Source organism: Stutzerimonas sp. CXK-1, assembly GCF_057738225.1.
Genome location: NZ_CM173217.1, coordinates 413,960 through 430,821, shown reverse-complemented (window position 1 = coordinate 430,821; position 16,862 = coordinate 413,960). Strand labels below are relative to the sequence as shown.

General features: G+C 68.7%; 18 protein-coding genes. 4 read left to right on the top strand and 14 right to left on the bottom strand.

The window, feature by feature from the left end; all coding sequences use genetic code 11:
- Nucleotides 1-177 precede the first annotated feature (177 nt).
- From AC0KXH_RS02085 to AC0KXH_RS02075, 3 genes are all read right to left on the bottom strand, one after another.
- Nucleotides 178-1,098, bottom strand: a complete 921-nt coding sequence (locus tag AC0KXH_RS02085; RefSeq protein ID WP_312200456.1) for an SdiA-regulated domain-containing protein — start codon at nt 1,096-1,098, stop codon at nt 178-180.
- Between the two features lie 101 nt (nt 1,099-1,199).
- Nucleotides 1,200-1,865, bottom strand: a complete 666-nt coding sequence (locus AC0KXH_RS02080) for a fumarylacetoacetate hydrolase family protein (protein ID WP_269262147.1) — start codon at nt 1,863-1,865, stop codon at nt 1,200-1,202.
- Between the two features lie 87 nt (nt 1,866-1,952).
- Nucleotides 1,953-3,347, bottom strand: a complete 1,395-nt coding sequence (locus AC0KXH_RS02075; protein ID WP_313328626.1) for an FAD-binding oxidoreductase — start codon at nt 3,345-3,347, stop codon at nt 1,953-1,955.
- A 198-nt stretch (nt 3,348-3,545) separates the two neighbouring features.
- Between AC0KXH_RS02075 and serA the strand changes: the two genes are divergently transcribed.
- The gene (gene serA / locus AC0KXH_RS02070; protein WP_061340242.1) at nt 3,546-4,775 is read left to right on the top strand and encodes a phosphoglycerate dehydrogenase; all 1,230 of its coding nucleotides are present in this window, start codon (nt 3,546-3,548) and stop codon (nt 4,773-4,775) included.
- Nucleotides 4,776-4,832: 57 nt separating this feature from the next.
- Here serA and AC0KXH_RS02065 read toward each other — a convergent pair whose 3' ends face one another.
- Nucleotides 4,833-5,150 carry a hypothetical protein gene (locus AC0KXH_RS02065; protein WP_043218049.1) on the bottom strand — a complete coding sequence of 106 codons (318 nt, stop codon included), beginning with the start codon at nt 5,148-5,150 and terminating at the stop codon, nt 4,833-4,835.
- A 62-nt stretch (nt 5,151-5,212) separates the two neighbouring features.
- Nucleotides 5,213-6,922 carry an OPT/YSL family transporter gene (locus AC0KXH_RS02060; protein WP_488224070.1) on the bottom strand — a complete coding sequence of 570 codons (1,710 nt, stop codon included), beginning with the start codon at nt 6,920-6,922 and terminating at the stop codon, nt 5,213-5,215.
- A 160-nt stretch (nt 6,923-7,082) separates the two neighbouring features.
- On the opposite strand from AC0KXH_RS02060, the gene AC0KXH_RS02055 reads away from it, so the two are divergent.
- The 3 genes from AC0KXH_RS02055 to AC0KXH_RS02045 all read left to right on the top strand — a co-directional run bounded on the left by AC0KXH_RS02055 (nt 7,083) and on the right by AC0KXH_RS02045 (nt 8,728).
- Entirely contained in the window at nt 7,083-7,748 is a 666-nt protein-coding gene (locus tag AC0KXH_RS02055; protein ID WP_082041963.1) for a helix-turn-helix transcriptional regulator, read from the top strand.
- A gap of 109 nt (nt 7,749-7,857) precedes the next feature.
- Nucleotides 7,858-8,325, top strand: coding sequence for a hypothetical protein (locus AC0KXH_RS02050; RefSeq protein ID WP_165562211.1), 468 nt, complete (start codon nt 7,858-7,860; stop codon nt 8,323-8,325).
- 46 nt (nt 8,326-8,371) lie between these two features.
- A complete protein-coding gene (locus tag AC0KXH_RS02045; protein WP_237145192.1) occupies nt 8,372-8,728 on the top strand; it encodes a hypothetical protein in 357 nt (118 codons plus the stop codon).
- A gap of 4 nt (nt 8,729-8,732) precedes the next feature.
- Here AC0KXH_RS02045 and AC0KXH_RS02040 read toward each other — a convergent pair whose 3' ends face one another.
- From AC0KXH_RS02040 to AC0KXH_RS02000, 9 genes are all read right to left on the bottom strand, one after another.
- Complete coding sequence (locus AC0KXH_RS02040) at nt 8,733-9,884, bottom strand: acyltransferase family protein (RefSeq protein WP_043218041.1); 1,152 nt, start codon at nt 9,882-9,884, stop codon at nt 8,733-8,735.
- A gap of 173 nt (nt 9,885-10,057) precedes the next feature.
- Nucleotides 10,058-11,695 carry a complex I subunit 5 family protein gene (locus AC0KXH_RS02035; protein WP_488224069.1) on the bottom strand — a complete coding sequence of 546 codons (1,638 nt, stop codon included), beginning with the start codon at nt 11,693-11,695 and terminating at the stop codon, nt 10,058-10,060.
- On the bottom strand, nt 11,692-13,188 hold the full coding sequence (locus AC0KXH_RS02030) for a complex I subunit 5 family protein (RefSeq protein WP_488224068.1): 1,497 nt from the start codon (nt 13,186-13,188) through the stop codon (nt 11,692-11,694). The genes AC0KXH_RS02035 and AC0KXH_RS02030 overlap by 4 nt, the downstream gene beginning before the upstream one ends.
- Entirely contained in the window at nt 13,188-14,609 is a 1,422-nt protein-coding gene (locus AC0KXH_RS02025; protein WP_488224067.1) for a proton-conducting transporter transmembrane domain-containing protein, read from the bottom strand. The genes AC0KXH_RS02030 and AC0KXH_RS02025 overlap by 1 nt, the downstream gene beginning before the upstream one ends.
- Nucleotides 14,606-14,887, bottom strand: a complete 282-nt coding sequence (locus AC0KXH_RS02020; protein ID WP_043218038.1) for an NADH-quinone oxidoreductase subunit K — start codon at nt 14,885-14,887, stop codon at nt 14,606-14,608. Before AC0KXH_RS02020 ends, AC0KXH_RS02025 begins: the two co-directional genes overlap by 4 nt.
- Nucleotides 14,884-15,792, bottom strand: a complete 909-nt coding sequence (locus tag AC0KXH_RS02015) for a hydrogenase subunit MbhD domain-containing protein (protein WP_488224066.1) — start codon at nt 15,790-15,792, stop codon at nt 14,884-14,886. The genes AC0KXH_RS02020 and AC0KXH_RS02015 overlap by 4 nt, the downstream gene beginning before the upstream one ends.
- Complete coding sequence (locus AC0KXH_RS02010) at nt 15,785-16,075, bottom strand: cation:proton antiporter (protein ID WP_041110746.1); 291 nt, start codon at nt 16,073-16,075, stop codon at nt 15,785-15,787. The genes AC0KXH_RS02015 and AC0KXH_RS02010 overlap by 8 nt, the downstream gene beginning before the upstream one ends.
- Entirely contained in the window at nt 16,068-16,319 is a 252-nt protein-coding gene (locus AC0KXH_RS02005) for a monovalent cation/H+ antiporter complex subunit F (protein ID WP_043218032.1), read from the bottom strand. The genes AC0KXH_RS02010 and AC0KXH_RS02005 overlap by 8 nt, the downstream gene beginning before the upstream one ends.
- Entirely contained in the window at nt 16,316-16,795 is a 480-nt protein-coding gene (locus AC0KXH_RS02000; RefSeq protein WP_236719846.1) for a Na+/H+ antiporter subunit E, read from the bottom strand. Before AC0KXH_RS02000 ends, AC0KXH_RS02005 begins: the two co-directional genes overlap by 4 nt.
- Nucleotides 16,796-16,862 lie beyond the last annotated feature (67 nt).

The following is a 16,862-nucleotide window of genomic DNA, read 5'->3' as shown; positions in this document are numbered from 1 at the left end:
GTCTGTCGCCACGCTTGAACGCCAGCATCAGGCGCGGCGCCAGACAAATGCCCGCTGTGCTCGCCGTAGCGCAGGCTGCAACGGTCGGGCCGCGTCGAGGCGGGAAAACGAGGGTTTTGTAGCTCCGCTACGGATCGCCGTCCTTGGCGCACCGTCTGTATGACAGGCCGGCGCGGATCAGGGCCGTGCCGGCACGGCCACCTTGCGCTGGAACACGTAGAACCGGTTCGGTTCGCCGACCACATAGATGTTGCCGGCGGCGTCCATCGCCACGCCTTCGGCCTGCTCGATACCCTCGACCAGCCCGTTGAGCCCGCCGAACAGGCTGATGAAGCTGCGCGGCCGGCCCTGCAGGTCGAGCTCGACCAGCAGCCGCGACTCGTCCGACAGCATCAGCACGTGCCCGCTGCGCGGATCGATGGTCACCGAAGACAGGTCGCGGACGATGAGCGGCCGCTCCGGCAGCGCCTGCAAGACCCCGGCGGCGCCATCCTCGCCGGGAAACGGCAGCTCGAACAGCCCCTGCGGATCACGCTCCTTGGCCAGCAGCAGGCGCTGGCTGCGCGGGTTCCAGGCCAATCCTTCGAAGCCCTTGTTGCCCGCCTCGGGAAAGCCGAGATCGTAGCTGGGCAGATCGGCCAGATCGAGGCGCTCGACGTCGGGCTCCAGACGGAACACCGCCACCAGCCGGCGACGTTCGTCGACGATGGCCATGCGCCCGTCGCCAAGCGCCTCGACCGCCTCGGGGTCGGCAAAACCGACCAGTTCGATGCTGCGCAGAATCAGCCCGGCCGGGGTGAACTCGACCAGCTTGGGGTGTTTGCCGGTCACGGTGAACAGCGTGCCGGTCAAGGGATTCCAGGTCAGCCCGGAGGTTTCATCATCCTCCAGCCCGGCCAGGCGCGTTTCCAGCGCCAGCTCGTAGTTCGGCAGCCAGATGCCGGCCGTTCGCTGCTCGAGCGGGACGCTCCGCTCCTGCCAGAGCAGCCGTAGCTGGTCATCCCAGTGCAGGAGTTTTGCAGCGATCAGCAGGGTGACCAGCAGACACGCCACAGCGACCCAGGCGAACAGGCGCCAGGCACGGCGAGAAGAAGGCATGGGTGATTCCATCGACGCAGGGCAAGGGATTACAGCACGCCCGCGCCAACAGCGGAACACCCGGAAAAAGGCGGCCGGACCGACGCCCGGCCGCCGAGCGATCAGAGCACGCGGCTCTCGAAACGCGACAGGCCGACCAGCTCGAGCACCAGCTGGTCGCCCGATTGCAGCGGGCCGACACCAGCCGGCGTACCGGTCAGCACCACATCGCCCGGTTGCAGGCTGAAGTGGCCGGCGATGTGTCGGATCAGCGGCACGATGGAATTGAGCATCTGGCTGCTGTTGCCGTCCTGGCGCACCTCGCCATTGAGCGTCAGGCGAATGCCGATATCGCCCAGGTCTTCGACCGCATCACCCGGCACGAAGGGGGCCAGTACGCAGGCGCCGTCAAAGCTCTTGGCCAGCTCCCAGGGGTGGCCCTTTTCCTTCAGCTTCGCCTGCACATCGCGCAGCGTCAGGTCCAGCGCCGGGGCAAAGCCCGAAATCGCGTCGCGGATCTCTTCCTCACCGGGCTGGCGCGACAGCGGCTTGCCGATCAGCACGGCGATCTCCGCTTCGTAATGCACCGCACCGCGATCGCGCGGAATGGCAAAGCCACCGGCCAGCGGCACCGCACAGCTGCCCGGCTTGATGAACAGCAGCGGCTCGCTCGGCACCGGGTTGTTCAGCTCCTTGGCATGCTCGGCGTAGTTGCGCCCGATGCAGACCACCTTGCCCAGCGGGTAGTGGATCGGCGTGCCGTCGGTGTACTGATGCTTGTAGTTCATGGCAGTCCTCAGCCGTGGGGCGGCAGCGCTTGCTGCCACCAGTCGCTGTCGGGGATGGAAAGCGCAAGGCGCCTTCCACCTGACGGATCAGAGAGAAAAGATCTTGCCCGGGTTCATGATGCCGTTCGGGTCGAACGCCGCCTTGACCGCCTTCATGTAGGCGATCTCGGCCGGCGAACGGCTGTACTCGAGGTAGTCGCGCTTGGTCATGCCGACGCCGTGCTCGGCGCTGATCGAGCCGTTGTACTTCTGCACCGTCTCGAACACCCACTTGTTCACTGCGGCGCACTTGTCGAAGAACTCTTCCTTCGACAACGCCTCGGGCTTGAGGATGTTCAGGTGCAGGTTGCCGTCGCCGATATGGCCGTACCAGAGCACCTCGAAGTCCGGGTAATTGCGGGTGACGATGGCGTCGATGTCGGCGAGGAAGGCCGGCACCCTGGAGACGGTCACCGAGATGTCGTTCTTGTACGGCGTGTAGTGGGCGATGGTCTCGGAGATGAACTCACGCAGCTTCCACAGGTTCTGCAGCTGCTGGTCGCTCTGACTCATCACCCCGTCGATCACCCAGCCTTCGTTGACGCAGTGCTCGAAGGTCGCCAGCGCCTGCTCGGCGCGCTCCTCAGTGGTGGCCTCGAACTCCAGCAGCGCGTAGAACGGTGCGCGCGTCTCGAACGGTGCCGGCACATCGCCGCGGGCGAGGATCTTGTCCAGGCACTTGTCGGAGAAGAACTCGAAGGCGGTCAGGTCCATCTTGTCCTGGAAGGCGTGCAGCACCGGCATGATCGAATCGAAGTCCGGCGTGCCCAGCACCATCGCGGTGAGGTTGGTCGGCTGGCGCTCCAGGCGCATGGTCGCCTCGACGACGAAGCCCAGGGTGCCCTCGGCGCCGATGAACAGCTGGCGCAGGTCGTAGCCGGTGGCGTTCTTGATCAGGTCCTTGTTCAGCTCGAGCAGGTCGCCCTTGCCGGTGACGACCTTCAGGCCGGCGACCCAGTTGCGGGTCATGCCGTAGCGGATCACCTTGATCCCGCCGGCATTGGTGCCGATGTTGCCGCCGATCTGGCTCGAGCCGGCCGAGGCGAAGTCCACCGGGTAGTACAGGCCCTTGTCCTCGGCGAACTGCTGCAGCTGCGCGGTGACCACACCCGGCTGGCAGACCACGGTGCGGTCGGTGGCGTTGAAGTCGAGGATCTGGTTCATGTAGTCGAAGGCCACCACCACTTCGCCATTGGCTGCGACGGCGGCGGCGGAGAGCCCGGTACGGCCGCCCGAGGGCACCAGTGCGACCTTGTGCTGGTTGGCCCAGCGCACGATGGCCTGCACCTGCTCGATGCTCTTGGGAAAGACGATGGCCGACGGCGCCGGCGAGAATTGCTTGGTCCAGTCCTTGCCGTAGGCATTCAGCGAATCGGCATCGGTCAGCACTTTGCCAGGCTCGACCAGGGTCTTCAGCTCGTCGATCAGGGCGAGATCGGTCATCACGGGAACTCTCATACGATTCATGGTCACCCTGAGTACGCTTCAGCTCAGGAGGTGGGGTGTTTCGAGGGGCTCGTATGCTAGCATACGCACCCTTTTCAAACGTGCCTCGGCAGACTCCCGGCACCGGCGACGCCGGGTCGGTCAGCCTTCGCTGGACACTTCGTCCTCTCTTTCGGCCCTAAGGTTTTAACGCAGATGAGCCAGACCTCTCTCGACAAGAGCAAGATCAAGTTCCTTCTTCTCGAAGGCGTCCACCAGAACGCTGTCGACACCCTCAAGGCGGCCGGCTACTCCAACATCGAGTACCTGAAGACCGCGCTGTCCGGCGACGAGCTGAAGGAAAAGATCGCCGACGCCCATTTCATCGGCATCCGCTCGCGCACCCAGCTCACCGAGGAAGTCTTCGACGCCGCCAAGAAGCTGATCGCCGTCGGCTGCTTCTGCATCGGCACCAACCAGGTCGACCTCAACGCGGCCCGCGAGCGTGGCATCGCGGTGTTCAACGCCCCCTATTCCAACACCCGCTCGGTCGCCGAGCTGGTGCTGGCCGAGGCCATCCTGCTGTTGCGCGGCATCCCGGAGAAGAACGCCTCCTGCCACCGTGGCGGCTGGATCAAGTCGGCGGCCAACTCCTTCGAGATCCGTGGCAAGAAGCTCGGCATCATCGGTTACGGCTCGATCGGCACGCAGCTCTCGGTACTCGCCGAGGCCCTCGGCATGCAGGTCTACTTCTACGACGTGGTGACCAAGCTGCCGCTGGGCAACGCCACCCAGGTCGGCTCGCTGTACGACCTGCTGGGCATGTGCGACATCGTCTCGCTGCACGTGCCGGAACTGCCGTCCACCCAGTGGATGATCGGTGAGAAGGAAATCCGCGCGATGAAGAAGGGCGGCATCCTGATCAACGCCGCGCGCGGCACCGTGGTCGAGCTGGACCACCTGGCCGCCGCGATCAAGGACGAGCACCTGATCGGCGCCGCCATCGACGTGTTCCCGGTCGAGCCCCGCTCCAACGACGAGGAGTTCGAAAGCCCGCTGCGTGGCCTGGATCGCGTGATCCTGACGCCGCACATCGGTGGTTCGACTGCCGAAGCGCAGGCCAACATCGGCCTGGAAGTCGCCGAGAAGCTGGTCAAGTACAGCGACAACGGCACCTCGGTGTCCTCGGTCAACTTCCCCGAAGTCGCCCTGCCGTCGCATCCGGGCAAGCACCGCCTGCTGCACATCCACCAGAACATTCCGGGCGTGATGAGCGAGATCAACAAGGTGTTCGCCGACAACGGCATCAATATCTGCGGCCAGTTCCTGCAGACCAACGAGAAAGTCGGCTACGTCGTCATCGACGTGGACAAGGAATACTCCGACCTCGCCCTGGAGAAACTGCAGCACGTCAACGGCACCATCCGCAGCCGCGTGCTGTTCTGATCGGCCCGCGGTGAGGCAAGAAGGGAGGCCCAGGCCTCCCTTTTTCATGCCCGCCGCTCAGTAGGCGCCGCGTGCGCCGCCTTCGCCGCCCGTGCCGCTGGTACCCGGGGCGGCCGGTGGCTGGCCGTCAGCCCCCTTGTCGACTTGCGGAGTCGATCCGTCGCCGCCGGTCCCGCCGGTATCGGTCGCCGCACCGCCCTGGGTCGAGCCCTGCGCCGCACTGCCGAAGCCCTTGCCACTCATGTCGTTGCCACGCGCCTCGGGCTGCTCGGACTGCGCCGCCGCCGGTTCGGCCGTCTGCCCGTGCTCGGCGGCCGAAACCACGGCCGGCAGGCACAGCGATAGGCTCAAGGCGGCAATCTTGCTCCAGTTCATGATCGTTTCCTCGCTGGGGTGACGGAGGTTAGAGGGCCGCCGCCGTCCGGAGGTTGCATCGCTCAGCGCAGCATCTGCCAGAGTGACGCCGCGATCCCGGCGATGCTCTCGCCGGCGACGAGCCCGGCCGCGGCGACGATCACGAAGCGTTCGGCCAGCTGCCGCGAGCGCACGGCGAGCAGCCAGGCAAGCAGCGCACCCAGGCTCATCATCAGCGACACCGAGGCCGGGATCACGAATGCCAGCCCGAGCGCCGCCGAGCTCGGCAGCCAGCGCAACCGCGCCGGCGGCAGCAGCGCCTCGAGCACGCCCAGCGGCAGTCCCACCAGCGCCCCGGCCAGCATCGCCAGGCGCGTCTCGCCGGCGAGCGCATCCGGCCCGCCGCCGAGCGCTTCGGCCACCGCCTTCCAGGTCGCCACCGCCGGGGCCGGCCACTCGGGGGTGATCAACATGCTCTGCGGCGAGGGAATCAGCAGCTCGTAGACCAGCACCCCGACCAGGCTGCCGAGCGCAATGCCCAGGCATTGCGCCACCGCCTGGCGCCCGGGCGAGGCACCGATCACATGGCCGACCTTGAAGTCGTTGAGCAGGTCCGTGCATTGCCCGGCGGCGCCGCCGGCGGTGTTGGCGCTCATCAGGTTGACCGTCAACTGCCCGGGCGCCAGTACGCCGAAGCCGAGCTGCGACAGCTGGCCCATGGCGCCGATCGGCGGGATGCCGGTGGCACCCACGACCCGGGCAGCGACGATCGCCAAGAGCAGCGCCAGGGGAATCGACAGCGCCGCCAGCCAGGGATCGATGCCGAACAGCGTCGTCTGCAACGCCACCACCAGCAGCGCCGCCAGCGCCAGGCCGAGCAGCGGCAGCGCCGTGAATTTCGGGCCCGCCGCCCGGCCGACCCGGCGCTGGCGCAGCAGCCGCACACCGAGCCCGGCGAGCGTCGCCGTCACCATCAGGCTCACACCGGGCCAGAGCAGCCACTCCACCAGCGCGGCGAACTGCGGCCCGCGGGTGTCCGCTGCCAGCAGCACCCGACCACTGTCGTGCAGCCAGGGCGCGACCACACCCCAGGCCAACAGCGCGCCGAACAGCAGCGACAGACCGATGCGCAGGCCGACGATGCCACCGAAGCCAAGCAGCAACAGCGAAGGCTCGAGCTGGAACGTCAGGCGCTCCAGCGACACCGACGGCGCCCAGCGCGGCAAGGCCCACCAGAGCACGTCCGAGAGCTTGAGCAAGGCGGCGGTACTCGCCGCCGCCGCCAGCACCCGCAACCGCCGCCCGGCCTCCGCACCGTGGCTGTAGATCTGCTCGAGCGTCGCCAGGGTCGCCATGCCTTCGGGAAACCGCAGACCGGCGCCAACGATCAACGATGGCCGGAGATACCAAGCCACCCAGACGCCGAGAAAGCTGACCGAAAACACCCAGGCGACCAGGGGCCAGGTCGGCACCTGCTCGCCGGTCAGCAGGCTGTAGGCGGGAATGGGCGCGACCAGGCCGGCCGAGGCGATCGAGGCACAGGCCGAAGCCGTGGTCTGGTTGATGTTGCTTTCATGCAGCGTCCACGGTGGCCGGCCGAACCAGGCTGCCGCGCTCTGCCAGAGGGTGTAGCCGACCAGCAGGGCGATGATCGACATGTTGAACGACCAGCCGATCTTCAACCCGGAATAAAGATTGGAGGGCACCAGCACGGCCCCCAGCAGCAGCCCGGTCGCCAGGGCGCGGAGGCTGAGTTCGCGGCGCTTGGTCGTCGCGGCCTGAAATTCGAGCATTCGCTAACCCTAGCGCATTTGCCGACGGCGCGAAGCAATCGCCTCGAATTGGCGGCATATTCGCGGCTTTTCCACTCGCGGCATGAACTTCGACGTCAGGGGCTGGTCGGTTAGTGACTTTTGCCACCTTTCACTTGCAGCCCGACTCTAGGTACCGGACATGGATGCGGATCTTACCCGGGGCGAAACCTCTGCCAGCGGCAGAGTCACCCTTCTGACCCACAACGAACTGCTGGGGCGCTTCTTTCGCCACTTTCTCGACGAACAGGCCCACCTCAAGGTGGCACTGGCCAGCCTGTCGCCGCCGGAGAACGGCCTCGACGGCGACCTGATCCTGGTCGATGCCGGGCACAGCGAAACCGGCGAACTGTCCTCGCTGATCGAACAGATCGACGGCAAGACGCCGCTGGCCCTGGTCAACATCGTGCCGGACCAGGCCATGGCGCTGGTCGATCGTCACCCCTGGATACGCGGCGTGTTCTACACCCAGGCCACACCCGAACACCTGCTCAGTGGCATCCGCACCCTGCTGGCCGGCGGCGACTGGCTGCCGCGCATGCTCATGGAGCGGCTGCTCGGCCAGTTGCGGCGGATGCGCCAGCTGGCCGAGAGCAAGGCCACGCTGACACTGCGCGAACGGGAGATCCTCAGCCTCGCCGGCAAAGGCCTGTCCAACGCGGAAATCGCCGAACGCCTGTGCCTGAGCCCGCACACCATCAAGAGCCATATCCACAATCTGCTGCGCAAGATCGGCGCCTCCAACCGCGCCGAGGCGGCCTACCTGCTGCGCAGCCGGCTCGACTGGACCGAGTCGTGCGAGGCCTGAGCCGGTACGGCTTAAGCCTCGCATTTGCGCGTTTTTCCATCCTCGGATGGATATCCAGCCCAGCGGGCAGCGCGAAGAATCGGCTGGTCGATTCTTCGAGGAGCGTGCCATGACGCCTCCCCTCTGTGCCGCTGCGCTCGGCCTGGCCGCCCTGCTCGCCGGGCCCGCCACGCTGCAGGCCGCCGACCTGCTGGACAACGCCGACCTCTACGGCGCAGCGACCAGCGCCGCCGCGCAGGATCCGCTGAACCGCAGCGCCTGGGTGCTGCAGCAGGGCAGCGACAACCAGGCCCTGCTCGACCAGCGCGGCCAGCTGCTGCGCGGCCGCATCCTGCAGAACGGTGCCGCCCAGGAAGCGCTGATCCTGCAGCAGGGCAGCGGGCTGGAGGCGCTGATCCGCCAGTCCGGTTACGGCAACAACGCCGCCATCGTCCAGCTCGGCAACGACAATGCGGCCAGCATCGAGCAGGTTGGCGACTACAACAACGCACGCCTGGAGCAGCAGGGCGACGGCCTCAGCGGCGCGATCATCCAGCACGGCTCGGGGATGGACATCCAACTCATCCAGCGGCGTTGAACCCGGCAGGACGCCGCCCACGCAGGAAGCCGAACGGATGCTCGCCATGACACTCGCCTCGATACTGCTCGCCAGCGCCGCGGATGGCGTACAGGCAGCGCTCAGCCTCTCCGCCGCCGGCGAGGATGGGATACAGACTCAACTGTGCTTTACCGGCCACGGCCAGCAGGTGCGCTATCGCCTGCAGCTGACCTCGACCGGCGCCGCCGGCACCAGTCGCAGCGGCCAGGGCGGCACGCTGGTGGCCGCGAGCGAACCGCTCTGCCCGGTGCGCAATCGCCTCGGTGCTGGAGCCGGGGTTCGGTTGCAGGCCGAGCTGCGCTGGTGGGTCGATGGCCGCGAACAGCCCCCGATCCGCCGCCAGTGGCCGCCGGCGGAGGCGCCGGACAGCCACGCCGGCTGAGCCGCTAGACCCGCGACAGGTGCCGCGGCTGGCTCTGGCTCAGGCGCCGGCCGAGCGCCATCCCCTTGAGTTCGATGCAGTGGTAGGTGAACGTCGAGACCATCAGCACCGCGCCCAGCAAGGCCACGGTCAGCAGCACATCGATCAGGCGATCGCCGGAGGTGATGTAGCGCATGATCTGGTGGCTCTGCGGGTTCTCCAGAATCACCGTGAACTCGGCGCCGAGCAGCCGCGACAGCACAATCGCCACGCTGGTGAAGACGAACAGCACCGCGGCATGGGTCAGGTAGATCGAGAACGACAGCTCGCCGAGGCGCTTGAACAGCCGCATCCGCAGCAGCCGCGAGATCACCCCGCGCTCGAAGGCGAAGACCAGGATCACGGCGCAGAACAGCAGGCTGGCGAGCAGCCCCTTGTGCGGTAGTTCGGCGGTCAGCACCCGGTAGACCAGCAGCACACCGAGCAGCTCCAGCGCATCGAACAGGGGGCCGTCGTCCAGCCGCATCACCGCCTCGCGGATTCGCTCGTAGAGCCGGTACAGCAGCACGCCGGCAAAGAAACAGGTGCCGCCACGGCGGATGAACGCCAGCATCGGCTCCGGCTCGACGAACAGCAACGCAGCGCTCACCAGCGATACCGCGGCGAACAGCTGCAGGCTGCGGCGCGGCATCAGCAGCAGCGTCAGGCCGAACACCAGATACAGGTAGTACTCAATGCTGATGCTCCAGGCCGGCGTGTTGAACGACAGGCTTTCGCTCCAGGGCAGCCAGGACTGCATGAGCAGCGCATTGGGCAGGATTTCGCCGGGCGCGGTCTTGCCACTGAAGGCCGGGTCGTTGAACGAGAAGCCGTGATGCTGGGCAACCAGCTTGGCGCACTCGAGCAGGATGAACACGGCGAGCATCACCAGGTGCAGGGGCAGCAGGCGGAATGTCCGGCTGATCACGAAACGGCGCAGCACGTCCGGGCTGAACGGCCGGTTGCCGTAGGCGTGGCAGAGCACGAAGCCACTGAGCACGAAAAAGAACTCGACGAACAGGTCCGCGTTGCGAAAGAACCCGAGCTCGGAAAAGCTCAGCAGGATCTGCGCGTGGAACAACACCACGGCCAAGGCACAGAGGCCGCGAAAACTATCCAGCACATCGAAGCGTTGCACTGCTACCTCCTTGTCTGCGCGCCTGCCAGCAGGCATGGGGAAAGTCGGAGCGCGATCGGTCGCGCACCAAAAAATAGGAGCGGAGCGCTCGCTGAAAAGTTTCGAAACATCTGGGGGCAGGCAGCGCTTTTGCGTGCTCGATCAAGTTGGGCAAGGGGGCGCCGTGCCCGGCCTCACCAGAGCCAGCCGAGCCAGAGCAGCAGCGCCAGCAGCCAGGCACTGAAAGCCAGCACACCGCGATCGAGCCAGCGGTTCCAGTGCCGCTCGCGACGGCGCCAGGCGCTGCGATCGGGCTGCCAGTTCGGCTCCGGCAGGGGGGGCCGGCGCAGCAGGCGGGTCAGCCGCAGCGACGCCACCAGCGCCGGGTTCGGCAGCTGCCTCAGGCGCCGCGGCACGCTCCAGCCCCGCTGCAATGCGAGGGCCGCCAGGCCCAGCGCTGCCAGCAACGGCCAGAGCGCCGCCCAGACGCCGCCGGGATAGAGCCCGGCAAGCAGCGGTTCGCGCAGCGGCGACCAGACCCACGGCAATACCACCGGCGCGAGGCTCAGCAGCGCCCAGGGCAACCATTGCGATGGCCGCGGCGCCGGTCGGCGCATCGCCCGCTGCTCGCCACGCAGCAGCCACAGGGCGCGCAGCAGCAACAGCGCGGTGGCCACGCTGGCCAGCGCCAACAGCACGCCCCAGGCGGCAAGCGGGCTGGCGTGCCAGGCATCCTTGAGCAAGTACTTCACCGCCGCTCCGCTGGTCAGCGGCGCGCCCATGATTGCCAGCGCCGGCAACCAGAGCACGAGCCAGCTCCCGCGCGTGAGGCGACTGTCGTGCGCCAGCCCGGCGGCGAGAAACAGCGCCCCCTTGGCCAGGCCGTGATGCACGCCGAACAGCACGAGCAGGGTCAGCAACGCCGCAGACGGCGCCCCGGCGCCCCAGGCCAGCGCCAGGATCATCAGCAGCCAGCCCATCTGGCTCACCGACGACCAGGCCAGCACCGCCTTGGGTTTGCTGGCACACAGCCCCAGCGCGGCGGCATAGAAGGCGCCGAACAGCCCCGCCAGCAGCATGGGCGTGCTCCAGGCCGCGAGCGTCGGATCGGCCGCCGGCAGGCATCGCCAGAGACCCAGCACCCCGGCCTTGAGCATCGCCCCGGAAAGCACCGCACTGGCCGGTGCCGGCGCCTCGGGGTGGGCCAGCGGCAGCCAGACATGCAGCGGCCAGAAACCCGCCTTCAGGCCCAGGCCGACCAGCAGCAGGCCCAGGCTGAGCGAGTCGATCGGCTGGGCCTGCCAGCTGGCGAAGTCGAACGCCTGCCCGGTCGCGTGGCTACGCAGCAGCAGCCCGGCGAGCAGCAACATCTCGCCGCACAGCGCCAGCTGCAGGTACAAGCGCGCGGCGCGGCGCGGGCGCGGCCCGGCGTGGTGGGCGATCAACCCGTAGGCAGCCAGGCTCATGGCGCTGAAGCCCAGGTAGAAGCTGAGCGCGTCGGTAGCAACGATCAGCAGCAGGTTGCCGGCCAACGCCAGCTGCCGGAACACCCAGAAGCGCAGCCGCTTCGCATCGGCTGCCAGGCTGCCAACCGCCGACCAGAGCACTGCGGAAAAGCCCAGCCAGGCGCGCGTCAGCAGGTCATCGCCGCCCCAGCGCACGCCTTCCCACAGCCAGGGCAGTTCCAGCGCCGGCGCCGGCTGCAGGGCTGCCAGCAGACCCGGCAGGCAGGTCAGCGGCAGCAGCGGCAGGAGGCGCTCGCGCAGCCACGGCAGCAGGGCTGCGGCAAACAGCGGTGCGAGCGGCACCAGCAGCCAGAGCCAGGCGTTCACAGGACGAACTCCCGCTCGACGATCAGCTGACTCCAGCCCAGCGGGCTCAACGCGGTGGCCGCCAGCAGGCCGACCAGCAACGACAACAGCGCGGTGAACAGCGGCGGCAACAGGAGCATCCAGTGGGTTTCCAGGCGCCGTTCGGCCCAGCGGTTCTCGTGCCAGTCCGCCGGCGTGGCGAACCAGCCGCGCCAGAGCAGCGGCAGAAAGTACGCCGCATTGAGCAAGGCGGAACCGAGCAGTACCAGGACGACCCAGTCCTGGCCGACCTCCAGCGCGCCCAAGCCCAGCGTCCACTTGCTGATGAACCCGGCGATCGGCGGAATGCCGATCATGCCCAGCGCGCCAACCGAAAAGGCGGTCATGGTCCAGGGCATGCGCCGGCCGACACCGTCCATTTCGCGGATGCGGTGAATGCCGAGGGTCTCGGCGAAATTGCCGGCGCAGTAGAACAGCGTGACCTTCATCAGCCCCTGGTGCACCAGGTGCACCAGCCCGCCCACCGCGGCGATCGGCCCGAGCAGGGCGACGCCCAGGGTGATGTAGGACACCTGGCTGATCGTCGAGTAGGCCAGGCGCTTCTTCAGCTCCTGCTGCTGCAGCGCGCGCAACGAGCCGAACAGGATGGTCGCTGCCGCCAGCCAGAGCAGCGGCCGAGTCAGTTCCAGTTCGAGCAGCGCCTCGGCGCCGTATACGTCGTAGACCACGCGGACGATGCCAAAGGCGCCGGCCTTGACCACCGCCACCGCATGCAACAGCGCGCTGACCGGCGCCGGCGCGACCATCGCCTGGGGCAGCCAGCCGTGCAGCGGAATCAGCGCCGCCTTGACCCCCAGCCCGGCGATCAGCAGCACAAAGGCCACGCGCAGTGCCAGTTCATGTTCGTCGACCTGGCCGAGCAGGTAGCCGGCCGCCTGGAAGTCCGGCGTGCCCGCCAGCCCGTGCAGCAGGGCCACGCCCATCAGCACCAGCGCCCCGCCGCCCAGCGTATAGGCGAGGTAGACCCGGCCGGCGGCCAGCGAATCGGGCGTGCCGCGGTGCACCACCAGCGGAAAGGTCGCCAGCGTCAGCAGTTCGTAGAACAGCAGAAAGCTGACCAGGTTGCCGGCCAGGGCGATGCCCACGGTGGCGCTGACGCAGAGGCTGAAATAGCCGAAGAAGCGCGAGCGCAGCGGTGAGCGCTCCAGGTAGCCGATGGCGTACAGCGTAGTCGCCGCCCAGAGCAGCGAAGACAGCGCGACGAACAGCAGCGACAGCGCGTCGGCCTGCAGTACCAGCGGCGCCCCCGGCAACAGCGGCACGCTGAAACGGAATTCCAGTCCCTGGCTGACGCCGTAGAGCAACCAGCCCACCAGCACCAGCTTGACGGTCACGCCGAGCAGGTTGAGCGTCACCCGCAGGCGCTGCTGCTCCTCGCGCAGGGCGAAGATGATCAGCCCGGGCAGCAGCGAGCTGAGTACGATCGCCAGGGGCAGCCAGGTCTGCGGATTCATCAGCCCAACCCTCCGAGCCAGCGCAGCAGCGGTTCGCTGACCAGCGCCAGGCACCAGACCAGCAGCGCCGGCAGCAGCGCCAGCCATTGCGCCGGGCGATCGGCACGCAGGCTCGGCGGGTTCGGCCGGGCGCGGTCGAAGCCATGGCTGACCACGCGCATCACATAGGCAGCCGAGAGCAGCGTGCCGAGCAGGATGCCGAAGGCCCAGGGCCACAGCCGCGGCTCGGCCAGCAGCGGCTCGAGCAGCAGCCATTTGGCGACAAAACCGCCACTGGGCGGCAGCCCGATCAGGCTGCCACCGGCCACGGCAAAGGCGGTCAGCGCCACCGGCACGTTCTGGCTGGCTCCCTTCATCCCGCGTACGCGCGTGCTGCCCAGAATGCTCTTCAGCTCACCGGCAGCGAGAAACATCGAGGCCTTGGCCAGCCCGTGCGCCAGCACGAACAGCCACAGCGCAGCGTGCAGTCGCGGGTCCTGCAGCTGCAGCAACAGGCCGAGCGCGAGCAGCGCATACCCCAGCTGGGCCACCGTCGAATAGGCGACCAGGCTCTTGAGCAACGGCGCACGCAGCGCCGACCATCCCCCCGCCAGCAGCGCCAGCACGCCGGCGGCGGCGAACAGGCCACCGGCCTCGCGGCCCAGCTCGGCGGGGGCAATCTCGCTCCACAGCAGCCAGAGGATGTACAGCGGCCCCTTGACCACCAGCGCCGAAAGCAGGGCGCTGACTGCCGTCGGCGCCGCGGCGTGGGCCGGTGGCAACCACAGGTGCAGTGGCCACAGCGCCGCCTTGAGCATCAGGCCGAGGCTGGCCAGCAACAGCGCCGTGCGGGTCGCGGCATCCGCCTCGGCCAACGCCGCCAGCGAGGGGATGTCGAGCACGCCGTAGCGTCCATAGAGCAGTGCCACGCCCAGCAGATAGGCCAGCGAACCGGCGAGCGACAGCAGCAGGTAGTTGAGCGCCGGCTTCCAGGCCGCATCGCCGGCCAGTGCGACCAGCGCCACCGCGCAGAGGGCGAGCAGCTCCAGCGTGACGTAGAGATTGAACAGATCCGCCGACAGCCAGAGCGCCGCGAGCGCCGCCTGCAGCAGGCAGGACAGTGGCCAGAAGTCCTCGCCGCCCGCCGCATGGGCGATGCGCGTGGCGTACAGCGCTACCAGCAGGTGCAGCAACGCGGTGAACAGCAACAGCAGCGCGGCCAGCGGGGTCAGCCGCAGGCGGATCGCCAAGCCTTCCGCCCAGCCACCGACCAGCAGCTGCTGGCTGCCACCGGCGAGGACCTCGACGAGCGCCAAGGCTGCGGCCAGCAGGCTGGCGAGGCTCACAGCGACCACCCAGCGTCCCGGTCGACGCGGCCGGGCCAGCAGCAGCCAGAGCGCGCCGGCCAGCGGCAGCAGCAGGCTGAGCAAGGCGCTGTTCATGACCGTTTCTCGTCGCGGCGGGCCAGGCCGTTGACCAGGCGCAGGGCCAGGGCCGTGGCGCTGACGGCCACCACCAGACCGGTGACCACCAGCGCCACCAGCAGGGGATCGGTCGGCGTGTGGCGCGCCGCCAGGGCGATCATCAGCAGGAACACGCCACTGCCCATCAGGTTGATGGCGATGATCCGCCGCAGCGGCTGGCGCAGGGTCAGCAGGCCATGCAGGCCGAGCAGCCAGAGCCCGAGGCCAAGGGCAACCCACAGCAGTGTGGCGTTCATCGCTGGCGCTCCGCGCGCTCGCCGACCACCAGCAGCGCCAGGCTGAGGCCGATGGACAGGGTTGCTGCGGCCTCGATCAGCAGGATCAGCGGTTTGGCCCAGCCGCTGGGATAGGTCAGCCAGCCACGCCCGAACCAGGCGCACGCGGCAGCCACGCCGACGAACAGCAGCAGCCCGCCGAGCACCGCCAGGCGCAGCGGCAGGCGGTGCCAGCCGAGCGCCGGCAGGGCATCGGCCAGGCGCAGCAGCACCAGCCCTGCGGCCAGCACCGCGCCGGCCTGAAAGGCGCCACCGGGCGAGGCCGCGCCGCGCCAGAGCACATAGCCGCTGGCCAGCACCAGCAGCGGCGCCAGGGTCGGGGCCCAGGCGCGCAGCAGCGGCCAGGGCCGGCTCAGCAACAGCCGGGCCGGGCCGCTCTGCCGGGCGCCGAGCAGCGCCAGCAGCAGCACCGCCAGTTCGAGCAGGGTGTCCCAGGCCCGGAAATTCAGCAGCACGGCCGTCACCGGGTGGCTCACGCCGCTGTCAGGCAACGCCGCCTCGACCGCTGCCGGCAGCGGCGAACGCGCCTCGGCCAGCGGCGCCACGGCATCGAACAACAGCCAGAACAGGGGCAACAGTACCGCCAGCACCGCCAGCCGCCGCGGTGCCGGCAGGCGCGGCTCGCTGCCTTCCAGCGGTTGCCGGGCCAGCGCAGCGAACAGCAGCACGCCGGTGAGGCCGGCGCCGATCGCCGCTTCGGCGAGCGCCAGGTCCGCCGCGCCGAGACGGGCCCAGACCAGCGCCAGGATCAGCCCGAAAGCGATGAACAGCAGCACCGCCGCGTACAGCTGGCGGGCATGCAGTGCCCCGGCCGCCAGGCCGAGCAGCAACACGCCGAGGGTGCCGTCGAGCAGCAGCTCACTCATGCCCGTCCTCCTCGCTCTGCCGCGCGAGCAGCTGGCAGGCGACGGCGCCGGAGGCCAGGATCAGCAGCCAGATCAGCAGCATCTGCGCGATCGCCAGCAGGCTGTCGGCGCGCAGCGACAGGCCGAGGACGATCAGCCCGAGGCCCAGGGTGTCGGCCTTGGTCAGCGCATGCAGCCGGCTGACCGCATCGGGGAAACGCAGCAGGCCGAGGCTGCCAGCCGCCAGAAAACCCAGGCCCGCCAGCAGCGGCGCCCAGCTGGCCCAGTGCAGCCAGTCACTCATGGCGGCTCCGCCGCAGCAGCTGGACCAGCGCAGCACTGGCGATGGCCGCGAGCAGGGCCAGCAGCAGCGCCACGTCACGCAGCGCCGGCTGCTGCCCGGCGTCGGCCAGCACCAGCAGGACCGCGGTGCCGGCAGTGCCGAAGAGCTGGATCACCAGCAGCCGGTCGACCCGAGCCGGCCCGCGGACCACGCGCACCAGGCCGAGCAGCAGGGTCAGCAGCACGAACGCCGCGAGCACTGTCATGCGCCCCTCCCCTCGCCGAACAGCCGCTGCAGCCGCCGCTCCAGTTCCGCCACGGTCGGCTCCCAGGCCTGCGTGGCGTCGAGCACATGGACGCGCAACACATCGCCCTCGATGCGCGACGCCAGCGTCCCGGGCAGCAGCCCCACCAGCGCCGAAAGCAACAGCCGCACGCGCGGCACGCGGCTGGCCAGGCGGTAGCCGGCCCAGGCCGGTGCGACGCGCCGGGGCGAACCCAGGGCCCGCCGCGCCACGTCGATGCCACCGATCGTCATGTGCCAGAGGAAGAAGCCGAGAAACCCCGGCAGGGCGCGCCAACGCAGCCGCCAGGGCTGCAGGCCCAGGCGCAGGCTCAGCCAGGTGGCGAGCAATACCGCGGGGATGCCGACCAACCAGCCGCGCCCCTCGCTGAACAGCGCCCAGAGGGCCGCGTAAGCGAGCAACCAGCCGAGCGGGTTGAAGCCTGGGTGTCTGCGCATGGTGCGATCCATGGGGTTTTCCCGAGTCATGGCTTCTTTGTTTGACAGTCGAGGCCAAGAGTTCGGT